The sequence below is a fragment of the Enterococcus sp. AZ170 genome, assembly GCF_050545135.1.
Lineage (GTDB): Bacteria > Bacillota > Bacilli > Lactobacillales > Enterococcaceae > Enterococcus_L > Enterococcus_L ureilyticus.
Genome location: NZ_CP172947.1, coordinates 2216512 through 2235949 on the forward strand (window position 1 = coordinate 2216512; position 19438 = coordinate 2235949).

Here is a 19438-nt window from a genome sequence, read left to right on the forward strand (position 1 = left end):
TCTCATGCTTGTGTTGCTTTTATTGTTCAATAATAGTTCCCGTTTTGCCAACGATTCCATCTTTTGCTTTTTCCAATAACGTGATCAAGGTTTTGCGTCCTGGTTTTGATTCAGCAAATTGAATCGCTGCCTCAACTTTTGGAAGCATTGATCCTGGTGCAAACTGTCCAGCTGCAGCATGTTTCTTCATTTCAGCTGTTGAAACTTGACTTAATTCTTTTTGCGTTGGTTTGCCGAAATCAATACAAACTTTTTCAACTGCTGTTAAAATGATCAATAGATCGGCATCAACCATTTCCGCCAATAATTCACTACAAAAATCTTTGTCGATCACAGCTGCGATACCACTTAAACGATTGTCTTCTTTGACTACTGGAATACCGCCACCACCACAAGCGATGACTGTTTGACCTGCATCAATCAAAGAAGTAATTGTTTGGATTTCAATAATTTCTTTTGGTTTTGGTGAAGCTACAACTTGGCGATAGCCACGACCAGAATCTTCAACGACTGTTACTTGTTTTTCTTTTACCAATGTATCAGCTTCTTCTTTTGACATAAAGCGGCCGATCGGCTTGGCTGGATGAGCAAAGGCTGGGTCTTTTGGATCAACAGCCACCTGAGTGATCACTGTGCCAACTGCTTGGTCTAGATTACGACTCAATAGCTCTTCTCGTAACGCATTTTGTAGATCATAGCCAATGTAACTTTGACTCATCGCTACGCAAACAGATAAAGGGATCGTCGGATATTTGCTTGGATTACTTAACGAAAGTTCTTCCATCGCCAATTGAATCATGCCCACTTGAGGACCATTTCCGTGAGACAAAATAACTTCATATCCTGCTTCAATCAAATCTGCAATAGCTTTCGACGTTTCTTTTACTGCCGTCATTTGTTCTGTTAAATTATCGCCTAGCGCATTTCCGCCAAGTGCGACTACAACTCGTTTTACCATTCAGCGATTCACCTCGTTTTCAACTTTATTGTTCGATTTATATATTATTTTAAAAGTAAGATGCTTTCTTCCCCAATAAATCACCTGATGATTGCTAAGTAAACGCTGGATTTTGCATGAAGTAGTCAGAATCTGTGGACAACAGATTCGTTTTAACCCAGCTTTATTCTTAACCGACAGTCTACATACATGGACTTGGAAAGGTCTTATGATCACATAAATCAATCTTTTGATACTATCATCATCAATCAAGAAAGCATCTCACTTCATGCCAGTAATTCGTTGTTTCTTATTTCACTTCTCTAGGTGTAGCTTTCTTTTCAAGTTCTTTCAATGTCGCTTGTGGACTTTTCACCTTACTTAAGAAGATCATGGCTGCAATGATATATGGTTTATAACTTGCTTCTTTGTATAATTCCACACGGTAACGATCAAAGACAGAGGCTTCAACTTCTCCTTCTTCACAGCTTACGCCCGTGATATCAGCAGGTAAACAGTGCATGTACAATGCTTTGCCATCTTTGGTTGTTTTCATTAATTCTTCTGTACATTCCCAATCCTTATGATTGGTATTTTGAGCAAGTAATTCTTTTTCTAATTTATCGATTCCTGCTTGATCGCCTTCTCCGTATAGTTGTGTACGTTTTTCCATGGCAGCAAACGGTGCCCAACTCTTCGGATAAACAACATCTGCATCTTTGAACGCTTCTTCCATGCTGTTTGTTTTGATAAATGAACCACCGGCTTCAGCGGCATTTTTCTTCGCCACTTCTTCAACTTCCGGCATGATTTCATAGCCTTCTGGATGTGCTAAGACAACATCCATACCAAGACGCGTCATTAATCCAACGATTCCTTGCGGCACTGACAATGGTTTACCGTAAGATGGCGAATACGCCCAAGTCATCGCTACTTTTTTCCCTTTTAAATTTTCAACTCCGCCAAATTCATGGATCAAATGCAGTGCATCTGCCATCGCTTGCGTTGGGTGATCAATATCACATTGTAGATTAACTAAAGTTGGACGTTGTTCTAGCACACCATCTTTATGTCCTTCTTGAACAGACTCTGAAACTTCACGCATATAGGTATTCCCTTTGCCAATATACATATCGTCACGAATCCCGATGATATCCGCCATAAATGAGATCATGTTGGCTGTTTCACGAACGGTTTCACCATGAGAAATTTGACTTTTTCCTTCATCCAGATCTTGCACTTCTAAGCCTAAGAGATTACAAGCAGAAGCAAAACTAAAACGAGTTCTCGTTGAGTTATCGCGGAATAATGAAATGCCTAAACCGCTGTCAAAAATTTTCGTTGAAATGTTATTTTCACGCAAATATCGTAACGTATCTGCTACTGTGAAAACTGCTTCTAATTCATCACGTGTTTTTTCCCATGTTAAGAAAAAGTCATTTTCATACATTTTATCAAATTCTAATTTGTCCAATTTTGCAATGTAGTCGTTAAAAGTTTCCATGTCATTTCTCCTCTATATAAGTAATTCGATAGCCGATATTCTAACGTCCTTTACTCATCAGAATATCGGTTCGTTTTTCCCTTGTATTTTTAATTAGTTATTTTCGCAGTATACCGTTGGTAATGCCGCATACACTGCAGCACAACGTACTAAATCGTCTTTCCAAGTTTTCTCATTTGGCGCATGAGCTTGCGCTTCGGCGCCTGGGCCAAAGCCAATACAAGGAATTCCGTTTCGTCCCATGATCGACACGCCGTTGGTTGAGAATGTCCATTTATCTAATAGTGGACGAGCTTTCCGCATCTCAATGGTTTCTTTTGAGCCTTCACGTTCTTCTCCATATAGATTTCTGTGTGTTTCCATCAACGCTTTTGTTACACCGTGCTCTTCTGGAATTACCCAAGTTGGGAAGTAACATTCTATTGGATAAGTTAAACCTGTATAAGATGGACGATCGTAGTCATACATTGAAACAACGACATCATCGCCATATTTTTTAACCGCTGGTAGGTTGCGAATTTCTTCTAAACAACTTTCCCATGTTTCGCCCGCAGTCATTCGACGATCTAATGAAACTGTACAACCATCTGCTACTGCGCAACGGCTTGGTGATGAATGGAAGATTTGCGATGCTGTAACGGTACCTTTGCCTAAGAAACGAGCTTCTTTCCATTCAGGATTGTATTTTTCGTCAAGCATTCGTACTAAGCCTCTAATAACCGTACTTTCTGTGTCTCCATTATTGTTCAATGCGCGCACATCTTGTAAAATATCGGCCATTTTATAGATCGCATTATCGCCACGTTCAGGAGCTGATCCATGACACGATACACCTTTGACTTCAACTTTGATTTCCATCCGACCACGTTGACCGCGATAAATCCCGCCATCCGTTGGTTCAGTTGAGACAACAAATTCTGGGCGAATACCATCTTCTTTAATAATATATTGCCAACATAAACCATCACAATCTTCTTCTTGAACTGTAACGGTTACTAAAGCCGTATATTTTTCGTTTAGTAGCCCTAAATCTTTCATGATTTTAGCACCGTAAACAGCTGAAACGATTCCGCCTTCTTGGTCAGAAGTACCACGTCCACCAATTTCTGTATCTGTTTCATAGCCATCGTATGGATCAAATTCCCAGTTACTCATCTCACCGATACCCACTGTATCCATATGACCGTCAAATGCGATCAATTTTTTACCAGTTCCCATATAGCCAAGAAGATTCCCTTGAGGGTCGACTTCGATTTTGTCAAAACCTAATTTTTGCATTTCGGCTTTAGCACGATCCATTTTTGCGCCTTCTTCAGCACTTTCTCCAGGAATTTTGACTAAATCGCGTAAGAATTTGATCATGTCCTCTCTATAACCTTCTGCTGCTGCGTTGATTTTTTTGAAATCCATTTATATTACCTCCATAAGATTTTTTTATAATTATCTGGATCTGTGTCGCCTTCTGTTGAAAACATTAAAACAGTTGAATTTTCGTCAAGTTTCAATGTATCCCATAATTCTTTATATTCAGGATCTTGCATCGCAGTTGCAACTAAGCCCATAGCCACGGCTCCTGATTCTCCTGAAATCACTTGTGAATCACCTTTTAATGGTGCCCCAAGCATTCTCATTCCTTTTTCTGAAACCCAGTCTGGTGCTGATACAAAGACTGAGGTATGATTTTCTAAAATATCGAATGAAATTGTATTTGGTTCACCACAAGCAAGTCCTGCCATGATTGTTTGAAGGTCACCTTCGACAAATCGAATTTGACCATCTTTTTCAATAGCCGATTTGTACAAGCAATCCGCCGCTTGCGCTTCGACTACTACCATTTTTGGAGGATTATCAGGATAAAGATTGGCAAAATAGCCCACAACTGCTCCAGCTAAACTACCTACGCCTGCCTGAACAAAAACATGTGTCGGACGTTTATTTCCCGCTTCCTCTAATTGCTTAGAAGCTTCTAAGGCCATCGTCCCATAGCCTTGCATGATCCAGGTTGGAATTTTTTCATATCCGTCCCAAGCAGTATCTTGCACCATGACACCGTTCTCAGTTTCTTCTGCCATTTTATTAGCCATTCGAACACATTCATCATAATTGACTTCTTCAATCGTAACGGTTGCGCCTTCTTTTTCGATATTTTCCTTGCGCGTTTGCGTTGAGCCTTTCGGCATTAAAACAACTGATTTCTGTCCTAATTTATTCGCTGCCCAAGCAACACCTCGCCCATGATTGCCATCCGTTGCTGTGAAGAAAGTTGCTTGACCAAATTCAGCCCGAAGTTTGTCGGAAGTTAAAACATCATAGGTCAAATCAGCAACATCTTTCCCTAATTTTTCTGCCATATAATTTGCCATGGCAAATGAGCCGCCCAGCACCTTAAAAGCATTTAAGCCGAAACGATAGGATTCATCTTTGACAAAAAAATCCTTTAACCCTAAATATTCTGCCATATTTTTTAATTCAGCTAATGGTGTCTGATTGTATTGAGGAAAACTCCGATGAAACGCTAAGGCTTTTTCAATAGCTTCTTTTGACATCAGTGATAAATACTGATCATCTGTTTTAGGCATTTCATTTGCCGTCCATTTTATTTTTCCCAAAAAATTACCCCTCCGTCTATTTATTTAAATCAACACAAGTTGATTGATTCCACTATGATTTATTTTTAATTGTTCGATAGATAAATGCTCCTTGTTTTTCTTGAATAACCTGACCTTGTTCAGCTACTTTTTGGCCTCTTAGATAAACTGATCTGGCGCTTCCTTTCGTCTGCATTCCTTCATAAGGTGTATAATCTGCTTTTTGCAGCTGAGTTGTCGCTGATAGTACCCCAATTGTCTCGGGATCCCAAACGACGATGTCAGCATCACTGCCAGATTGAATGACCCCTTTTTGAGGATACAATGAAAACTGTTTGGCAATGTCTTCTGATAATAACCCTATCATACGTTCTAAACTGATTTTGCCAGTCGTCACGCCATAGGTATAAATCAATTCTGGGCGAGACTCTACACCAGGCATCCCATTAGGAATTTTGCTAAAATCATGTTTTCCAATTGTTTTTTGCCCTTCAAAATTAAAACTGCAATGATCCGTTGAGATTGTATTGATCTGACCATCCATCACACCTGCCCATAGTGCGTTTTGATCATCGATGCTGCGCAATGGTGGTGAGCAAACATATTTTGCTCCTTCAAAATCAGGTCCATCGTATAAATGATCATCCAAAACTAAATATTGTGGGCAGGTCTCTACATATACGGTTTGCCCCCGAGCTCTTGCTCGTTCTACCGCTTCTAACGAGGCCTTCGTACTTAAATGAACAATATTCACTGGTAAATCAGCCAGCTCAGCAATCATTAAGTAACGCTCTACCGCTTCGGCTTCTACTGAATCCGGTCTAGTCAATGGGTGATAATGAGGTGACAATTTCCTCTCCTCAATAAATTTTGCGATCATCTCATTGACCATATCCCCATTTTCACAATGGACACCTAGCATTCCTTGATACTTACGAATTTCTCTCATTGCCTCATACAGTTCAGCATCAGTCGTTCTTAAATTGTCATACGCCATATACATCTTAAAGGAAGTGATGCCTGCATCAATTATTTCGTTGATTTCTGCTTTAATACTAGGATTCCATTCAATGATCGACATATGATAGGTATAATCGCAGGAACTATTGTCATTTGCTAAATGATTCCAAGCGTTAAGACAGTCTTTTAATGAACTCCCCTTACTTGGTGTAGCCATATCAATCACAGTCGTTGTTCCCTTAGCGACAGCCGCCTTACTCCCCGTGTAAAAATCATCTGCTGTTCCCAATGATCCTTTTCCATTATTCAACTCTAAATGTGTATGAGCATCAATAAAACCCGGCAGTAAAAAACAACCAGAAACATCCTCTACTATAGAACTTTCTGCTTTTAAGTTTGTGCCCATTTCAACGATTTTCTCGTCAATAATTCTTACATCTACTTGCCGACGCCCTTTTGCGGACACTACAGTACCGCCTTTTAAAAGAATAGACATTTTTTAACCTCCATTGATCAGAAGTTGTTTTTGCGCAACTCATGTCTTTTTACATTTGCATACAATAGTCATACTCTTCAATCATCGTATCCATCAACTCGATAATATCTGTCGGAATAGCTAATTCTTGAGAGTTTAAGTTAACGAGTGATGTATTCCCCCATAATCTGACTATACAGCTTTTTTCTCTTGGATCGATTACATAGAAACCAGAATTCGTACTATTTTCAAAATCTGCTTCTGTATTAAACAACGTAAATTTATCTTTATACGGTGCACTTGCATATGGACAGAATGTTTCACAGTTCCCGCACTCATTACACATTCGATCTACATGAACGATTTGTGGTTGTCCTTTGACGTTAACTACGATATTCGCTCGATTGGGACAAACATCCATGCACGATTCACAAATCGTTGAACATTCTAGACAATTACTTGCTTGGCCACAAAGAGCTTCGTTTGTTTCAAGTATTCCTCGTTTATTTCGAACGAAGGCAACGTCATCATTAAGGTTTGTTTGTTCATAGTGCTTATTATGGAGCTGGCAAATATTTCCAGCAGCTTTGGTAGCATCAGCAATGGCTTCTACGATCGTTGCTGGTCCTAAATTTGCATCACCGATTACATAAACATCTTTTAAATTGGTTTCTAATGTGTCTTGATTCGAGACAACTTTGCCATATTGGTCAGTTAGAATACCGATTGATTGATAGAAGTCGGTATCCACTTTCTCTCCCACTGCTGCAATCACTGTATCCGCTAAAACTTCAGTAAATTCACCAGTGGCTACAGGTTTTCGGCGTCCAGAACTATCGCGTGTACCTAAGCGCATTTTTTCACAAGTAAGTAGACCATCAGCCAATTTAATAGGCGATAATAATTCTAAAAATTCTACGCCATCTCCTAGAGCAAAATACAATTCTTCCTCATCCGCAGGCATATTCCGTTTATCCCGACGATAAACCACGGAAACTTTTTTCACACCCGGTAAAGTAGTAGCCGCTCTAGCGCAATCCATCGCGGTATTACCACCCCCAACAACGACGATTTGCTCCCCGTAAGGGTTGATCATTGGGTTTTCTCGATTCGCTTTTAAAAATTCTAACGAATTAAGTGTTTTCCCTGTTTCTAATCTCAACTTGCCATGTTTCCACGCACCAATAGCATAAATTACGTTAGTATACCCTTGTTCACGTAGTTCTTCGATGCTCGGAGCAGCTTGTCCAGTTATAAATTCAGCCCCCATAAACTTAGCCATTTCCACGTCATTTTGAACTGATTTCATCGAAATTCTAAATTCTGGTACGATTTGACTGCACACACCGCCAATCGTATCGGCTTTTTCAAATACGGTTACAGGCATTCCTTCACGCGCTAATAAATATCCTGCAGATACTCCAGCAGGACCGCCTCCGATAACGGCTGTTTTAGCTGCATTTATTTTACGAATCGGTTTTTTCATCGTTGCCATCAATTCATCATAGGCATGCTCGGCTGCTTCTAATTTTGCTTCACGGATTTTGATCGAGCCTTCATAAAACTGACGAGTACATTTCGTCATACATGGATGAGCACAAATTGTTCCAGTAATAAACGGCAACGGATTTTTATCAACGATTACTCTTAATGCATCTAAATAGTTTTCTTCGCTGACGTAACGAAGATACGCTGGAATATCCTGGTCGATCGGACAGCCACCATCACTACGACAAGGTGCTGTATAACAATCGGTTAATGGGACTGTTTTACGTAGTTTAGGACTTTCGGGTAATTTAATTGATTTTTTATAACGTGCTTGCGTTCTTGCTTTTTCTACAATTCTAGTCAATTTCTCAAGGTTCACTTGAACTTGACTTGGATAGTCTGATTCTCCTAATAAGTTTGCGACTTGATTCATTCGTTGATACCCACCTGATTTTAACAACGTTGTTGCCATAGTGATCGGCCAAATTCCCGCATCAAAGATTTCTTTGATATTAAAGACATCTGCTCCGCCTGAATAAGAAATTTGTAATTTTCCTTCAAATGCATCCGACAGTTTTTTAGCTAACGAAATACTTAACGGGAACAAGGAACGTCCTGACATATACATTTCGTCACCTGGCAGTTCATCTTCTGCAATACCCACAGGGAATGTATTGGTGATTTTTACGCCAAAGTTTAAGCCTTTACTATCAGCTAATCGTTGTAGACGGTTTAACATAGGAACTGCGTCTTCAAATTGCAAATCCTCGATAAAATGATGATCATCAAAAACCATATAGTCAAAACCTAGCTCATCCATTGTTTGACGTGTATATTCATAGCCTAGCATCGTTGGATTACATTTAATGAATGAATTTAGCCCTTTGCTTTCTAATAGATAGGTTGTGATTCGTTCGATTTCATCTGATGGACAACCATGCAGTGTGGACAGGGTAATTGAACGACAGACCTTTGAACTAATGGCATCAATATATGCTTTATCGATATTTTTAAATTGAGGTAAGTATTTATAGGAAACTTCTATACATTCCTGCCAAATCGCTGTTTCTTTTGCCTCTTGCATATCTGTGATATATTGATCAACTTTTGGTGACTGAATCCCTGCTAAATCATAGCCAACACTCATATTGAAAATAAAGCCATCTGGATCGCCTAAATTTAATTCTTTACTGAGCAATTTTAAAATGAACCACCCTTTCACGTATTCGTCAAAGGCTTGAGGAACACGTAATTCAGTTGACCATTCCACGTTATAGCATTCATCTGCTGCTGTAATACAGGGTTTGCTGACAGGTAAATCTTCTCCATCAATGATTTGAACTGTTTTGACTTCAAAAAAACGTGATCCTGTTAAATACGACGCAATAATATTTTGAGCTAATTGTGTATGGGGACCCGCTGCCGGACCACACGGTGTTTCCATTTTTTCACCGAATAAATACAATATTTTACTTGGATCCGCTTTGTAAAATTTCCTTACACCAAAAATAGTTGATTCATTTTTGTATTCATTCAAAATCCAATTCAATAACCCATCGATTGAAATCGGGTGCATGATGTCGCTCATGTCTGTCACTCCTTTTTTATTTTTCTAGGCTAGGCCCTATGCTTGATTGATTCTTGTCCAAAGAGATTGCGCTTGAGCCTGAGCATCATGCCAAATTTTTGCTTCATCAACTCCTTGCACTTCTCGATTACGCATACGAATCTCGCCATTGATGATCGTATCTGTAACTGCTCCGCCGTTCATGCCAAATAGAATATGAGAATTGTAATTATCTTTTGTCATCGGTGTTGGTCCCTTGTAATCTAAAATAATTACATCTGCCGCAGCTTCTGGTTCCAATACTCCTAATTTATTTTCAAAGTAGCGATTAGCCATTTTCGGATTATTATTGAACAACATTTCAGGAATTTCAGCCCAAGCGGCATTCGGATCGGCTAAATGATGCTTATGAATGATATTCCCTACTTTATATGATTCAGTCACATCATTGGTATACCCATCTGTACCCAGCCCCATCAAAAGACCATACTCATTCAACATCCGCATTGCTGGCGGACATCCAACTGCATTTCCCATATTTGATTCTGGATTTGTAACAACCATGGTATTGCTATCACGTAATAATTCCATCTCATGGGGACCAATATGGATACAATGCCCTGCCATCGTGTGTTTTCCTAAAATTCCTAAATCATACAAACGATTGACGATTGGTTTTCCATATTTTGCCAATGAATCATAAACGTCAGCGATATCTTCTGCAATATGGATATGATACCCCACATCATCTGGCGTATGAGCTGCACAATATTCCAAAGATGTATCAGACAACGTAAACGCTGCATGCATGCCCATCATTGCTTTTTGCATATCGTCACTACGGTCCTTACTGATTCTGATAAAATCCGTATTTTCTTTAACAGCTGTTTTCATTTTTTCTGCCCCGTCTCGATCTGAAACTTCATAGCATAAACAAGTACGAACGCCTAACTCGTCAGCTGCGTTAGAAAGTTGTGTCAAACTACCTTCGATTGCGCCATAACTAGCATGATGATCAAATACTGTTGTTACACCATTTTTAATACTATCTAGATAAGCTATTTTTGCACTATGATAAGAATCTTGTAGATTTAGCGTCCGATCGATCCGCCACCACTGTCCTTCCAAAATGTCCATGAAGTTTTTAGGGTGGTAACCATTGATATTCAATCCTCTTGCAAACGTACTATAAATGTGGTTGTGCATATTGATAAAACCAGGCATGATCACCCCACCTTTGGCATCAATGAACTCAGCAGAAGGAAACTCTTTACGTATATCCTTTGTTGTTCCTACTTTTCTAATTTTCTGACCTTCAATCGCGACACAGCCATCTTCAAAAAATGTTCCTTCCCTATCTCTGGTGATCAGTCGCCCATTTCCTATTACTAACATGATAACCCTCCTATAAATTCATTTATTTTGCTCTCTAAATAGAAATCGCTTACAATTGTATAGTTCAATTATTCACTAATCTAACGATCTTTATAATCAGATCATTTCTTAGCCTTATAGAATCTTAAAAAAACGTTTGCATTTTACTTCAAAAATGTATGATTTCCTCTAACTCGAGTAAATTATACCACCTAACCTAAAAAAAAACAATGCTACCTAAAAAATATTTTTTAGCGCTCTGTGCTCATTGTCTTGTATTATGATTTACCGCATGATATCATTACACACGAAGATCTTTATAATTAGTAATTTTTTCTATCTATGCACTGTTATAGCTGTTTTTTTGTAGAATATCAAAAGGCTGGTTATAAAGAACATTGTGTACTACATATTTTTTTGACTTAACTTGTTTTAGAAAGGAGCAAAACCATGCTTTCTGATGAAAAATTAAATTTTCTCACTCAAGTCGCAAAGGCTTTAGCTGGTCAGTTCGGTGATAATTGTGAAATCGTCATTCATAAAATCAATGAAAATAATGTGAATAATACAATTGTTTCAATTGAAAATGGTCATGTTTCTTCTCGTCAGCTTGGAGATGGACCTTCTCAAGTTGTCTTAGAAGCCTTAAAAAAGGATCCCGCTGATTTGATCGATCATATCAATTACTTAACAAGAACACATGATGGACGGATTTTAAAATCAAGTACTGTTTATTTCAAAGATAAATCTGGCAGTTTAGATGGGATTTTTGCAATCAATTATGATATCACTGCCCTAATAGCTGCTGAATCAACGCTAAAATCACTTGTTGCGATCGATGAACAAGATGATGATAAAGAGCCAGACTATATCCCTCAAGATATCAATGAACTTTTAGATGATTTGATTGAAGAATCTGTAAAACTTGTCGGCAAACCGGTCCCATTAATGACAAAAGATGACAAAATCAAATGTATTCAGTTCCTAAATAGTAAGGGTGCATTTCTCGTAACAAAATCTGGTGATAAAGTAGCAGGATTTTTCAATATTTCTAAATATACTTTATATAGCTATATTGATGCGAAGTAAGTAAGTAAACGACGAAAAAAAGTGGGAAACAAAACTAAACATTAGTTTTTGTTTTCCACTCTTTTTTTTCTTCTTTAATCAAGTTCGTTTAAAGATTGATAATAATAGTAAGAAAGAGTAAAAGGAATTAATTTTTTTTTTTAATTGTGTTATTATAGATTGAGTTTATTTGTTGTCTTTAACAACGACAATCAAGGCAAATTGGAGGGCACTTTATGGGAATCAGAAGTCATATGGCAATAGCCGCTGGAAAAACTTCTCAATGGGTATTACAAACTTTTTTCAAGGGCGGCAGCAGCTATCCTGGAAAGTTAGCATTAAAGATCGATCCAAAAATTTTGGACACACTAGCAAAAGAGTATGAAATAGTTGTTGTCACTGGTACGAACGGCAAAACACTGACAACGGCTTTAACAGTAAATATACTAAGACAAGAATTCGATCACGTGTTGACGAATCCGACTGGTGCGAATATGGAACAGGGAATCGTTTCAACCTTTTTATCTGCTAAAAACAAAGGCGCAAAGAAGAAATTTGCAGTGTTAGAAATCGACGAAGCAAGTCTAAGTCGGGTGACCAAATATATTGAACCAAAGCTATTTTTGTTTACAAATATTTTCCGTGATCAAATGGACCGCTATGGTGAAATTTATACCACATACAAATTGATCGTTGATGGTGCCTCAGCCGCTCCTAACGCACCAATTCTATGTAATGGTGATTCTCCGATCTTCAATTCAGTTGAAACGGTCAATCCAAGAAAGTATTATGGTTTCAATCATTTGCCAGATAAAGAGCAGATGGCTCATTACAATACAGATGGCTTGTTGTGTCCAAAATGCCACCATATTTTACAGTATAAAATGATTACTTATGCTAATCTTGGCAAATATTATTGTCCAAATTGCGGCTTCCACCGTCCAGAACTTGATGTTCAGTTAACTGAAATGGTCAAAATGGATAACACTTCTGCTAATTTTGTGATCGATGGCTCACAATACAGTATCGCTGTCGGCGGAATGTACAACGTTTATAATGCCCTTGCAGCAACAGCAGTAGCTGAGCACTATGGCGTGGCACCTGAGAAAATCAGAGCGGGTTTAAGCTATGATGAAAAAGTATTTGGACGTCAAGAAACAATCAACATCAACGGGAAATTATGTACGCTAGTTTTAGTGAAAAACCCAGTTGGTTTAAACCAGGTAATTGATATGATGGGCCTTGCCCCTTATTCCTTTTCACTTGTCTCTTTATTAAATGCTAATTATGCAGATGGGATCGATGTAAGCTGGATCTGGGATGGCGATCATGAAGCCTTCAGTCAAATGGATATTCCAGAAGTGATTGCTGGTGGTGACCGCCATCAAGATATGGCTTTGCGATTGAAAGTTGCCGGTATTTCTGAGGATAAGTTGAAAGAAATTCCAGACCTAGATGATGTTATCACAGCGATCAAGGCATTGCCGACAGAACATGTCTATATTTTAGCCACGTATACAGCGGTTTTACAATTACGTAAGTCACTTGCTGCTCAAGGTTATATTCAAGGAGGAATGAATGGTGCCTAAAGAACTTGTTGTATGTCATTTATACGGTAATTTGCTAAATACTTATGGTGATAACGGCAACTTACTCATGTTGAAATATCTTGCTGAAAAGATGGATGTTACCTTCCATTCCGAAATCGTCAGCATCTATGAACCATTTGACCCGAATAAGTATGATTTAGTCTTTGTTGGTGGTGGTCAAGATTTTGAACAACTGATCATTTCAGACGATATTCAAACAAAAAAAGAAACTTTAACTGAATATATTGAAAATGACGGCGTAATGCTAGCCATTTGTGGAGGATTTCAGCTTTTAGGTCATTATTATATGGGGGCTAAAGGGGAAAAAATTCACGGTATAGGCGCTTTGGATCATTACACGTTAAGTCAAGATAATAACCGCTATATTGGAGACATTGTCATTCATAATGAGGAGTTCAACGAAACCTATTACGGTTTTGAAAATCATAACGGCCGCACCTTCTTAGGAAAAGGTGAACGGCCTTTAGGGAACGTTATCCAAGGTAAAGGCAACAACAGTGAAGATGGTTCCGAAGGTGTGATTTACAAAAATGTCTTTGGCTCCTATTTCCATGGACCGATTCTTGCTCGTAATAAAAACCTTGGTATTCGCCTGATCAAAACAGCGTTAGAAAAAAAATACAATGAACCATTACTTGTCCCAAAGGACATGTATGCAACTAAATAAGCAAAAAGTGTTAGGAATTTTCCCTAACACTTTTTGTTTATTTTAGGCATCTACTCCTGGTTCTGAGGCGATGATCGTCAACTCACCTTCGAATCGCCATTTAGCGATATCAGTTGGTAAAATAAAGCTTGTTCCTTTACTTAATTCGTAGCGTTCTTCTTTGAGTGAATCTATCTCTTCAATAATCAAACTGCCAACACCATCGATTACTGTGGCTAAGGTATACGGCGCATTTTTCTTTAGCTTCAGTAGTCCTTTAACTTGCCATTCATATACATTGAAAAATGGTGTTTTCAAATACGTAATAATACTTGATTGACCTTGATTTTGTTGTTGGATTGATAGTTCAGCCGCTTTTGCGGGAACAGTTGTTACGTCTACGGATTGTTGGATGTGCAGTTCTCTTGCCTGACCTTGATCATCTTTTCTATCATAGTCATAAACGCGATAAGTCGTATCACTACTTTGTTGCGTTTCTAAAATCATGATTCCTTTACCGATTGCGTGGATTGTACCACTTGGTACATAGAAAAAATCGCCTTTTTTAACAGGCACTTTTTTCAATAAGTCATCCCAACGTTCTTCCTTGATCATTGTTTCAAGTTCTTCACGAGTGTTAGCGCTGTGCCCATAAATAATTGTTGAACCTGGCTCGGCGTCAATAATGTACCAACACTCCGTTTTTCCAAGCTCACCTTCATGAGCTAAGCCATACGTATCATCTGGATGAACTTGGACAGATAAATCATCCTCTGCATCCAAGATTTTCGTTAATAAAGGAAAGACATCCCCCTTAGCACCGCCAAATAACTCACGATGGTTTGCCCAAAGTTCATCTAGCTTTTGACCAGAAAATTCACCATTTTCTACTGTGCTAACTCCGTGTGGATGAGCACTGATCGCCCAGTCTTCACCTATTTTATTGCTTGGTAAATCAAAACCGAATACGGTATGTAATCGATTACCACCCCAAATTTTTTCTTGAAATACTGGTTTTAGAAATAAAGGTTGCTGCATAGTTTAGAGACTCCCTTCTATTTATACTCGTCAATTATACCACTAAAAAGAAAGCGATTCATCTTTGTTTGTTCTTTTTTCATATAAGTAAAGTTGAATTAGTTCATCTCTTTTTTCAATATATTGTGCTCTATTATCAACTGGATGAATCCGATTGGAAAGAAAGATGAAAGCGTTTTTTTGAATCGGATCGATCAATAAAAAAGTACCAGTATAACCTGTATGAAATAATAAAGGATGTCCTGTCGCATCTTTTTTCAAGTCCCACCCAATGGAACGTTGTCCCCTTTTATTTGGTGTTTGATCTGTAAGCAACAATTCGATTGTCGTTTTTTCCAATAATCTATTCTCCATATACTTTCCATCATTCAAATACATTTCTGTAAATTTTTTAAGATCTGTCAAGTTAGTAAATAAGCCTGCATTCCCCGCATGTTCAGCTAAAACAAAGGCTTTTGGATCATGTGTTTGACCACGAATCACGCCTCTTGTTGGATGATTTTCAGTTGGCACGATCTGCGAAGAGTTACTAGGTAAAAAGACACTGGCTGTCATATCTAGTGGTTCTAAAACGCGCTCTTTAAAAATCTCGATCAGCACGTTGTCAAATAACTCTTCCAACATGAATCCAAGTAAAATAGTTCCAGTATCTGTGTAAGCAACTTTTTCACCTAAATTCTCCCCCGATCTAACCTGTAAATAAGCAAGACGCAACGCTTCTTTCGTCAAGCTATCACGATTTTCAATATAGCTTTGAATATCAGAGGTATGGGTTAAAAGATGACGAATCGTTAGTCGTTGATCAGCAATTGCGGGGTAATACTTGTGCACTGGTACATCCATCTTCAGCACGCCAGTTTCTATTAATTGTAGTACGACTGTTGTAGTACAGATGACCTTCGTTAAAGAAGCTACATCAAAAAGCAGCGGTCGCTCTAGCGGTTCGACTGTAGGTAGTATTTGAGCGTTTCCCCAAGTATGATCCTCAGATTTGTCTTCACTTATAAAAGAAAAGCTGACGCCTGAGAATATTCCCTCATTCATCAATTCTTTGATTTTTTGCTTCGTTTTTTTATACATCATTCGATTTCCTCATTGTTTTAATTTCTTACAAACCACCATTCAATATCACTAGGGTCGTAAATTGTTAAAATCGTTAATTTTTTATCAACAAAAAACTCTTGCTTTTGTTCCTCTAAGTGATTTTTTAATTGTTTCATTTCTGCTTCATGTTCCACTGTTAGCACAAAAAAATCTACACCTAATCCTTCATTATCAGTAGTTTTTTGAGCTTTTGTCTTTATCATATCAGTCAAATACACAGAAAAGTCACCGTCATTTATCGATAATTTTTCCTTTACTCTATCTTCTGAGGTCATTCCTAAAATATTTTGATAAAAAGAATGATGTTCTGATCTATTTTCCACTCGTAGTTTGATCCGATCAAATCGAACACCTGCTGAAAGGCTTGAATAGAGGACATTACTTTGTTGGACCAAGGCTTCAATATCAACTGTTTCTATGTTTTCATCTTGTTGCGCGAGTATCCTTTGACAGTTCACTTCTAATTCATTTCCCTCTGGGTCTTCCAAAAAGATACTTTGTCGATTTCCTACTTGCTTAGAGTAATTGATTGGATATTTATGTGCTGTGATTCTTCTTAAAATACTGCTAAACTCTTCTTCTGTCGGAATCAGTAATGACAAACAGACTTTTTTTTCAAATGATTCTAGTCGTTCTTGTTCACAATCTGTTTCCTCTAATATTAGCAATCGACTATCTTTTTCTTGTGAACCAAATATTGATAAATTATTTTCTTCCAGCTTTAAAATAAAGCCCAACACATTTTTATAAAAGTTGACCATTCGCTCTACATCTTTCGCACGCAAGGCAACCGTTTTCACATATACATCTTTTGATAGATTAAACTTTTCCATTCGTCTTCCCCCTCCGAATGTCTCCCACTATTTATTTTAAACATCTCTAGTGATTTCAGCAAGCAAATACTCTTTTCAAAAAAAGGCAAATTGTCTAAATTTTCGAGAAAATACAGATGAATCTTCCTAGACCAATAGACTTTTTCACTCTATTTTTTCAACTCTAATTCAATCTATACCAATAATTAAATAAAAATGAAACGATGACATAATTATTTCTTGAATAATAATTATACCAAAAAAAAGATGTTGAATCTCTCATTCAAACATCTTTTTCTATTTTCTATCATACCATTTTATTAATTATAGATTGCTTTGATTGGATCCATTCTTGAAGCACTGATAGCAGGAATGATCCCAAATACGATACCAGTTAAAATAGATACCAATGTGGATATGGCAAAAATCGAAGGTGTCATGACTGGTACAATATCTACAAAACTACCGACAGCTGTAGAAAGCAGATAGCCTAACCCAACACCGAACAATCCACCAAGCAACGTGATAAATGCTGCTTCTAATAAAAACTGCATCAAAATCATCCGTGGTTTTGCACCGATTGCTCTGCGAATCCCAATCTCACGTTTTCGTTCTGTTACAGAGACATACATGATATTCATCACGCCAATTCCCCCAACTAACAATGAGATTGCTGTGACCGCCATTAAGAACATAGTAATACCACCAATTGCATCTTCCATTTGTTTTTGATTTTTTTGTTCCTGATCGTTTTCTTTAAAGATCCCTTTAACATCTGGGTGGCTTTCACTTAAAGTAGAAACAGCTTGCGAAATGATCGCTTGCTTATCTGCTCCTTCCTTTAATTTGAAATTGATACCACTGATCGCTTTTGATGTCGCTAATTTATTATATGAAGCTCTTGAGACAAAACTGCTGTAGACGATATTCCAATCCAGCGCCATCGCTTCAGTGTTATCTAATGCTTCATAATCAAATGCTTCTAAGATTCCAATGACTTTGTACATATAGTCATTGATCGAAACAGCTTTTCCAATCAATTCACCTGGATCATCCATTTTCAAACTCGTATCAAAAACATCATGATTTAAGATAATCACATCTTTATTAATATCTCGATCGTCAAAATCACGACCGTATTTGATTTTATTTTGACCACGATTGGATGTGACCATTATATTAGCCTTAGCACCAAAATAGTCCAATTGTATATTTAGGTTATCTCCCATCATGCCATCACCATACTGCGGATAGATTGTCTCAACGCCGTCAATATCTCTGACTTTTTTTAGATCAACTCTAGAAAAACTATAGTCTGGTTCTTCATAAATCATCATACCAGTAGAACTTTCATCCTGCATTGTATAATGTAGTTTAACGACATTCGTATTAGCACTAGTTGCCGACATTACTTGCTTTTTCATTCCTTCACCTAGTGTTGAAATAGTCACAACCGAAGTAATCCCAATAATGATTCCGATCATTGTCAGAAATACTCGTAATTTATGTGCACGCAAACTCAATAAAGTACTGATCAGTAGATTTGAAATCATCGAATCACCTCTTCTTCAAGAAAACGGCCATCTTTCATATGGATCACTCGTGTGGCATATTTTTTCATATCTGCATCATGTGTCACCATGACGATGGTTTTACCTTGACGATTCAATTCCGTCAGTAACTCCATAATTTCGATTCCCGTTTCACTATCTAATGCGCCAGTTGGTTCATCTGCCATGATCAATAGCGGATCATTGACTAAAGAACGAGCAATTGCCACACGCTGTTGTTGTCCACCAGATAATTCATTTACTTTTGCTTTTGTTTTTTCACCTAAACCAACCAACTCTAAATACTTTTCAGCAATTTTTCGTTTTTCATCATTGCTTTTCTTCCCCTCATAAACACAAGGTAACTGTACGTTTTGACTAACATTCAATGAGTTGATCAAAAAGAACTGCTGGAAAATAAAACCAAGATATTCATTTCTAAACTCAGACTTTTTATTCTCAGAAAGCTTGGAAACATCTTCACCTTTGAAAAGATAATTACCGTCAGATACGCGATCAAGAAAACCGATGATATTCATCAGTGTCGTTTTTCCACTCCCAGATTTTCCCATGATCATGATGAATTCACCTTCATTGATCGTTAAATCTAATGATTTTAAAACGTGCAACTTTTCTTTCCCGACAGGAAAATATTTATTGATTGCTTGCATCTGAATGAGAGGTTGCGGGCTTTGTTCTTGTTGTATCATGAATGCT

15 protein-coding genes are annotated in these 19438 nt (G+C 37.8%); 3 read left to right on the forward strand and 12 right to left on the reverse strand.

What is annotated here, in order from left to right:
- Positions 1-19 precede the first annotated feature (19 nt).
- From arcC to ssnA, 7 genes are all read right to left on the reverse strand, one after another.
- Positions 20-958: a carbamate kinase gene (gene arcC, locus IGJ55_RS10800; RefSeq protein ID WP_069639848.1), complete on the reverse strand. Its 939-nt coding sequence runs from the start codon at positions 956-958 to the stop codon at positions 20-22.
- Between the two features lie 289 nt (positions 959-1247).
- A complete protein-coding gene (gene ygeW, locus IGJ55_RS10805; RefSeq protein WP_069639847.1) occupies positions 1248-2441 on the reverse strand; it encodes a knotted carbamoyltransferase YgeW in 1194 nt (397 codons plus the stop codon).
- Positions 2442-2534: 93 nt separating this feature from the next.
- Positions 2535-3851, reverse strand: coding sequence for a YgeY family selenium metabolism-linked hydrolase (locus IGJ55_RS10810; RefSeq protein WP_207121398.1), 1317 nt, complete (start codon positions 3849-3851; stop codon positions 2535-2537).
- A gap of 5 nt (positions 3852-3856) precedes the next feature.
- Positions 3857-5050 carry a diaminopropionate ammonia-lyase gene (dpaL, locus tag IGJ55_RS10815; protein WP_430606472.1) on the reverse strand — a complete coding sequence of 398 codons (1194 nt, stop codon included), beginning with the start codon at positions 5048-5050 and terminating at the stop codon, positions 3857-3859.
- 52 nt (positions 5051-5102) lie between these two features.
- Complete coding sequence (gene hydA / locus IGJ55_RS10820) at positions 5103-6485, reverse strand: dihydropyrimidinase (RefSeq protein ID WP_430606473.1); 1383 nt, start codon at positions 6483-6485, stop codon at positions 5103-5105.
- A gap of 49 nt (positions 6486-6534) precedes the next feature.
- On the reverse strand, positions 6535-9540 hold the full coding sequence (gene ygfK, locus IGJ55_RS10825; protein WP_430606474.1) for a putative selenate reductase subunit YgfK: 3006 nt from the start codon (positions 9538-9540) through the stop codon (positions 6535-6537).
- 36 nt (positions 9541-9576) lie between these two features.
- Positions 9577-10914 carry a putative aminohydrolase SsnA gene (gene ssnA, locus IGJ55_RS10830; RefSeq protein ID WP_430606476.1) on the reverse strand — a complete coding sequence of 446 codons (1338 nt, stop codon included), beginning with the start codon at positions 10912-10914 and terminating at the stop codon, positions 9577-9579.
- Positions 10915-11343: 429 nt separating this feature from the next.
- On the opposite strand from ssnA, the gene IGJ55_RS10835 reads away from it, so the two are divergent.
- The 3 genes from IGJ55_RS10835 (at position 11344) to IGJ55_RS10845 (ending at position 14238) form a co-directional block, all read left to right on the forward strand.
- Positions 11344-11982, forward strand: coding sequence for a helix-turn-helix transcriptional regulator (locus IGJ55_RS10835; protein ID WP_069639841.1), 639 nt, complete (start codon positions 11344-11346; stop codon positions 11980-11982).
- A gap of 215 nt (positions 11983-12197) precedes the next feature.
- Positions 12198-13550: a Mur ligase family protein gene (locus IGJ55_RS10840; RefSeq protein WP_069639840.1), complete on the forward strand. Its 1353-nt coding sequence runs from the start codon at positions 12198-12200 to the stop codon at positions 13548-13550.
- Positions 13540-14238 (forward strand): type 1 glutamine amidotransferase, encoded by a 699-nt coding sequence (locus IGJ55_RS10845; protein ID WP_069639839.1) that lies wholly within the window; start codon positions 13540-13542, stop codon positions 14236-14238. Before IGJ55_RS10840 ends, IGJ55_RS10845 begins: the two co-directional genes overlap by 11 nt.
- A 42-nt stretch (positions 14239-14280) precedes the next feature.
- Here IGJ55_RS10845 and manA read toward each other — a convergent pair whose 3' ends face one another.
- The 5 genes from manA to IGJ55_RS10870 form a co-directional block, all read right to left on the reverse strand.
- A complete protein-coding gene (manA, locus tag IGJ55_RS10850; RefSeq protein WP_430606477.1) occupies positions 14281-15255 on the reverse strand; it encodes a mannose-6-phosphate isomerase, class I in 975 nt (324 codons plus the stop codon).
- 42 nt (positions 15256-15297) lie between these two features.
- Positions 15298-16335 carry a serine hydrolase domain-containing protein gene (locus IGJ55_RS10855; RefSeq protein WP_069640003.1) on the reverse strand — a complete coding sequence of 346 codons (1038 nt, stop codon included), beginning with the start codon at positions 16333-16335 and terminating at the stop codon, positions 15298-15300.
- Positions 16336-16355: 20 nt separating this feature from the next.
- A complete protein-coding gene (locus IGJ55_RS10860) occupies positions 16356-17192 on the reverse strand; it encodes a VOC family protein (RefSeq protein ID WP_069639837.1) in 837 nt (278 codons plus the stop codon).
- 299 nt (positions 17193-17491) lie between these two features.
- Positions 17492-18724 (reverse strand): ABC transporter permease, encoded by a 1233-nt coding sequence (locus IGJ55_RS10865; RefSeq protein ID WP_430606478.1) that lies wholly within the window; start codon positions 18722-18724, stop codon positions 17492-17494.
- Complete coding sequence (locus tag IGJ55_RS10870) at positions 18721-19431, reverse strand: ABC transporter ATP-binding protein (protein WP_069639835.1); 711 nt, start codon at positions 19429-19431, stop codon at positions 18721-18723. Before IGJ55_RS10870 ends, IGJ55_RS10865 begins: the two co-directional genes overlap by 4 nt.
- Positions 19432-19438: the final 7 nt, after the last annotated feature.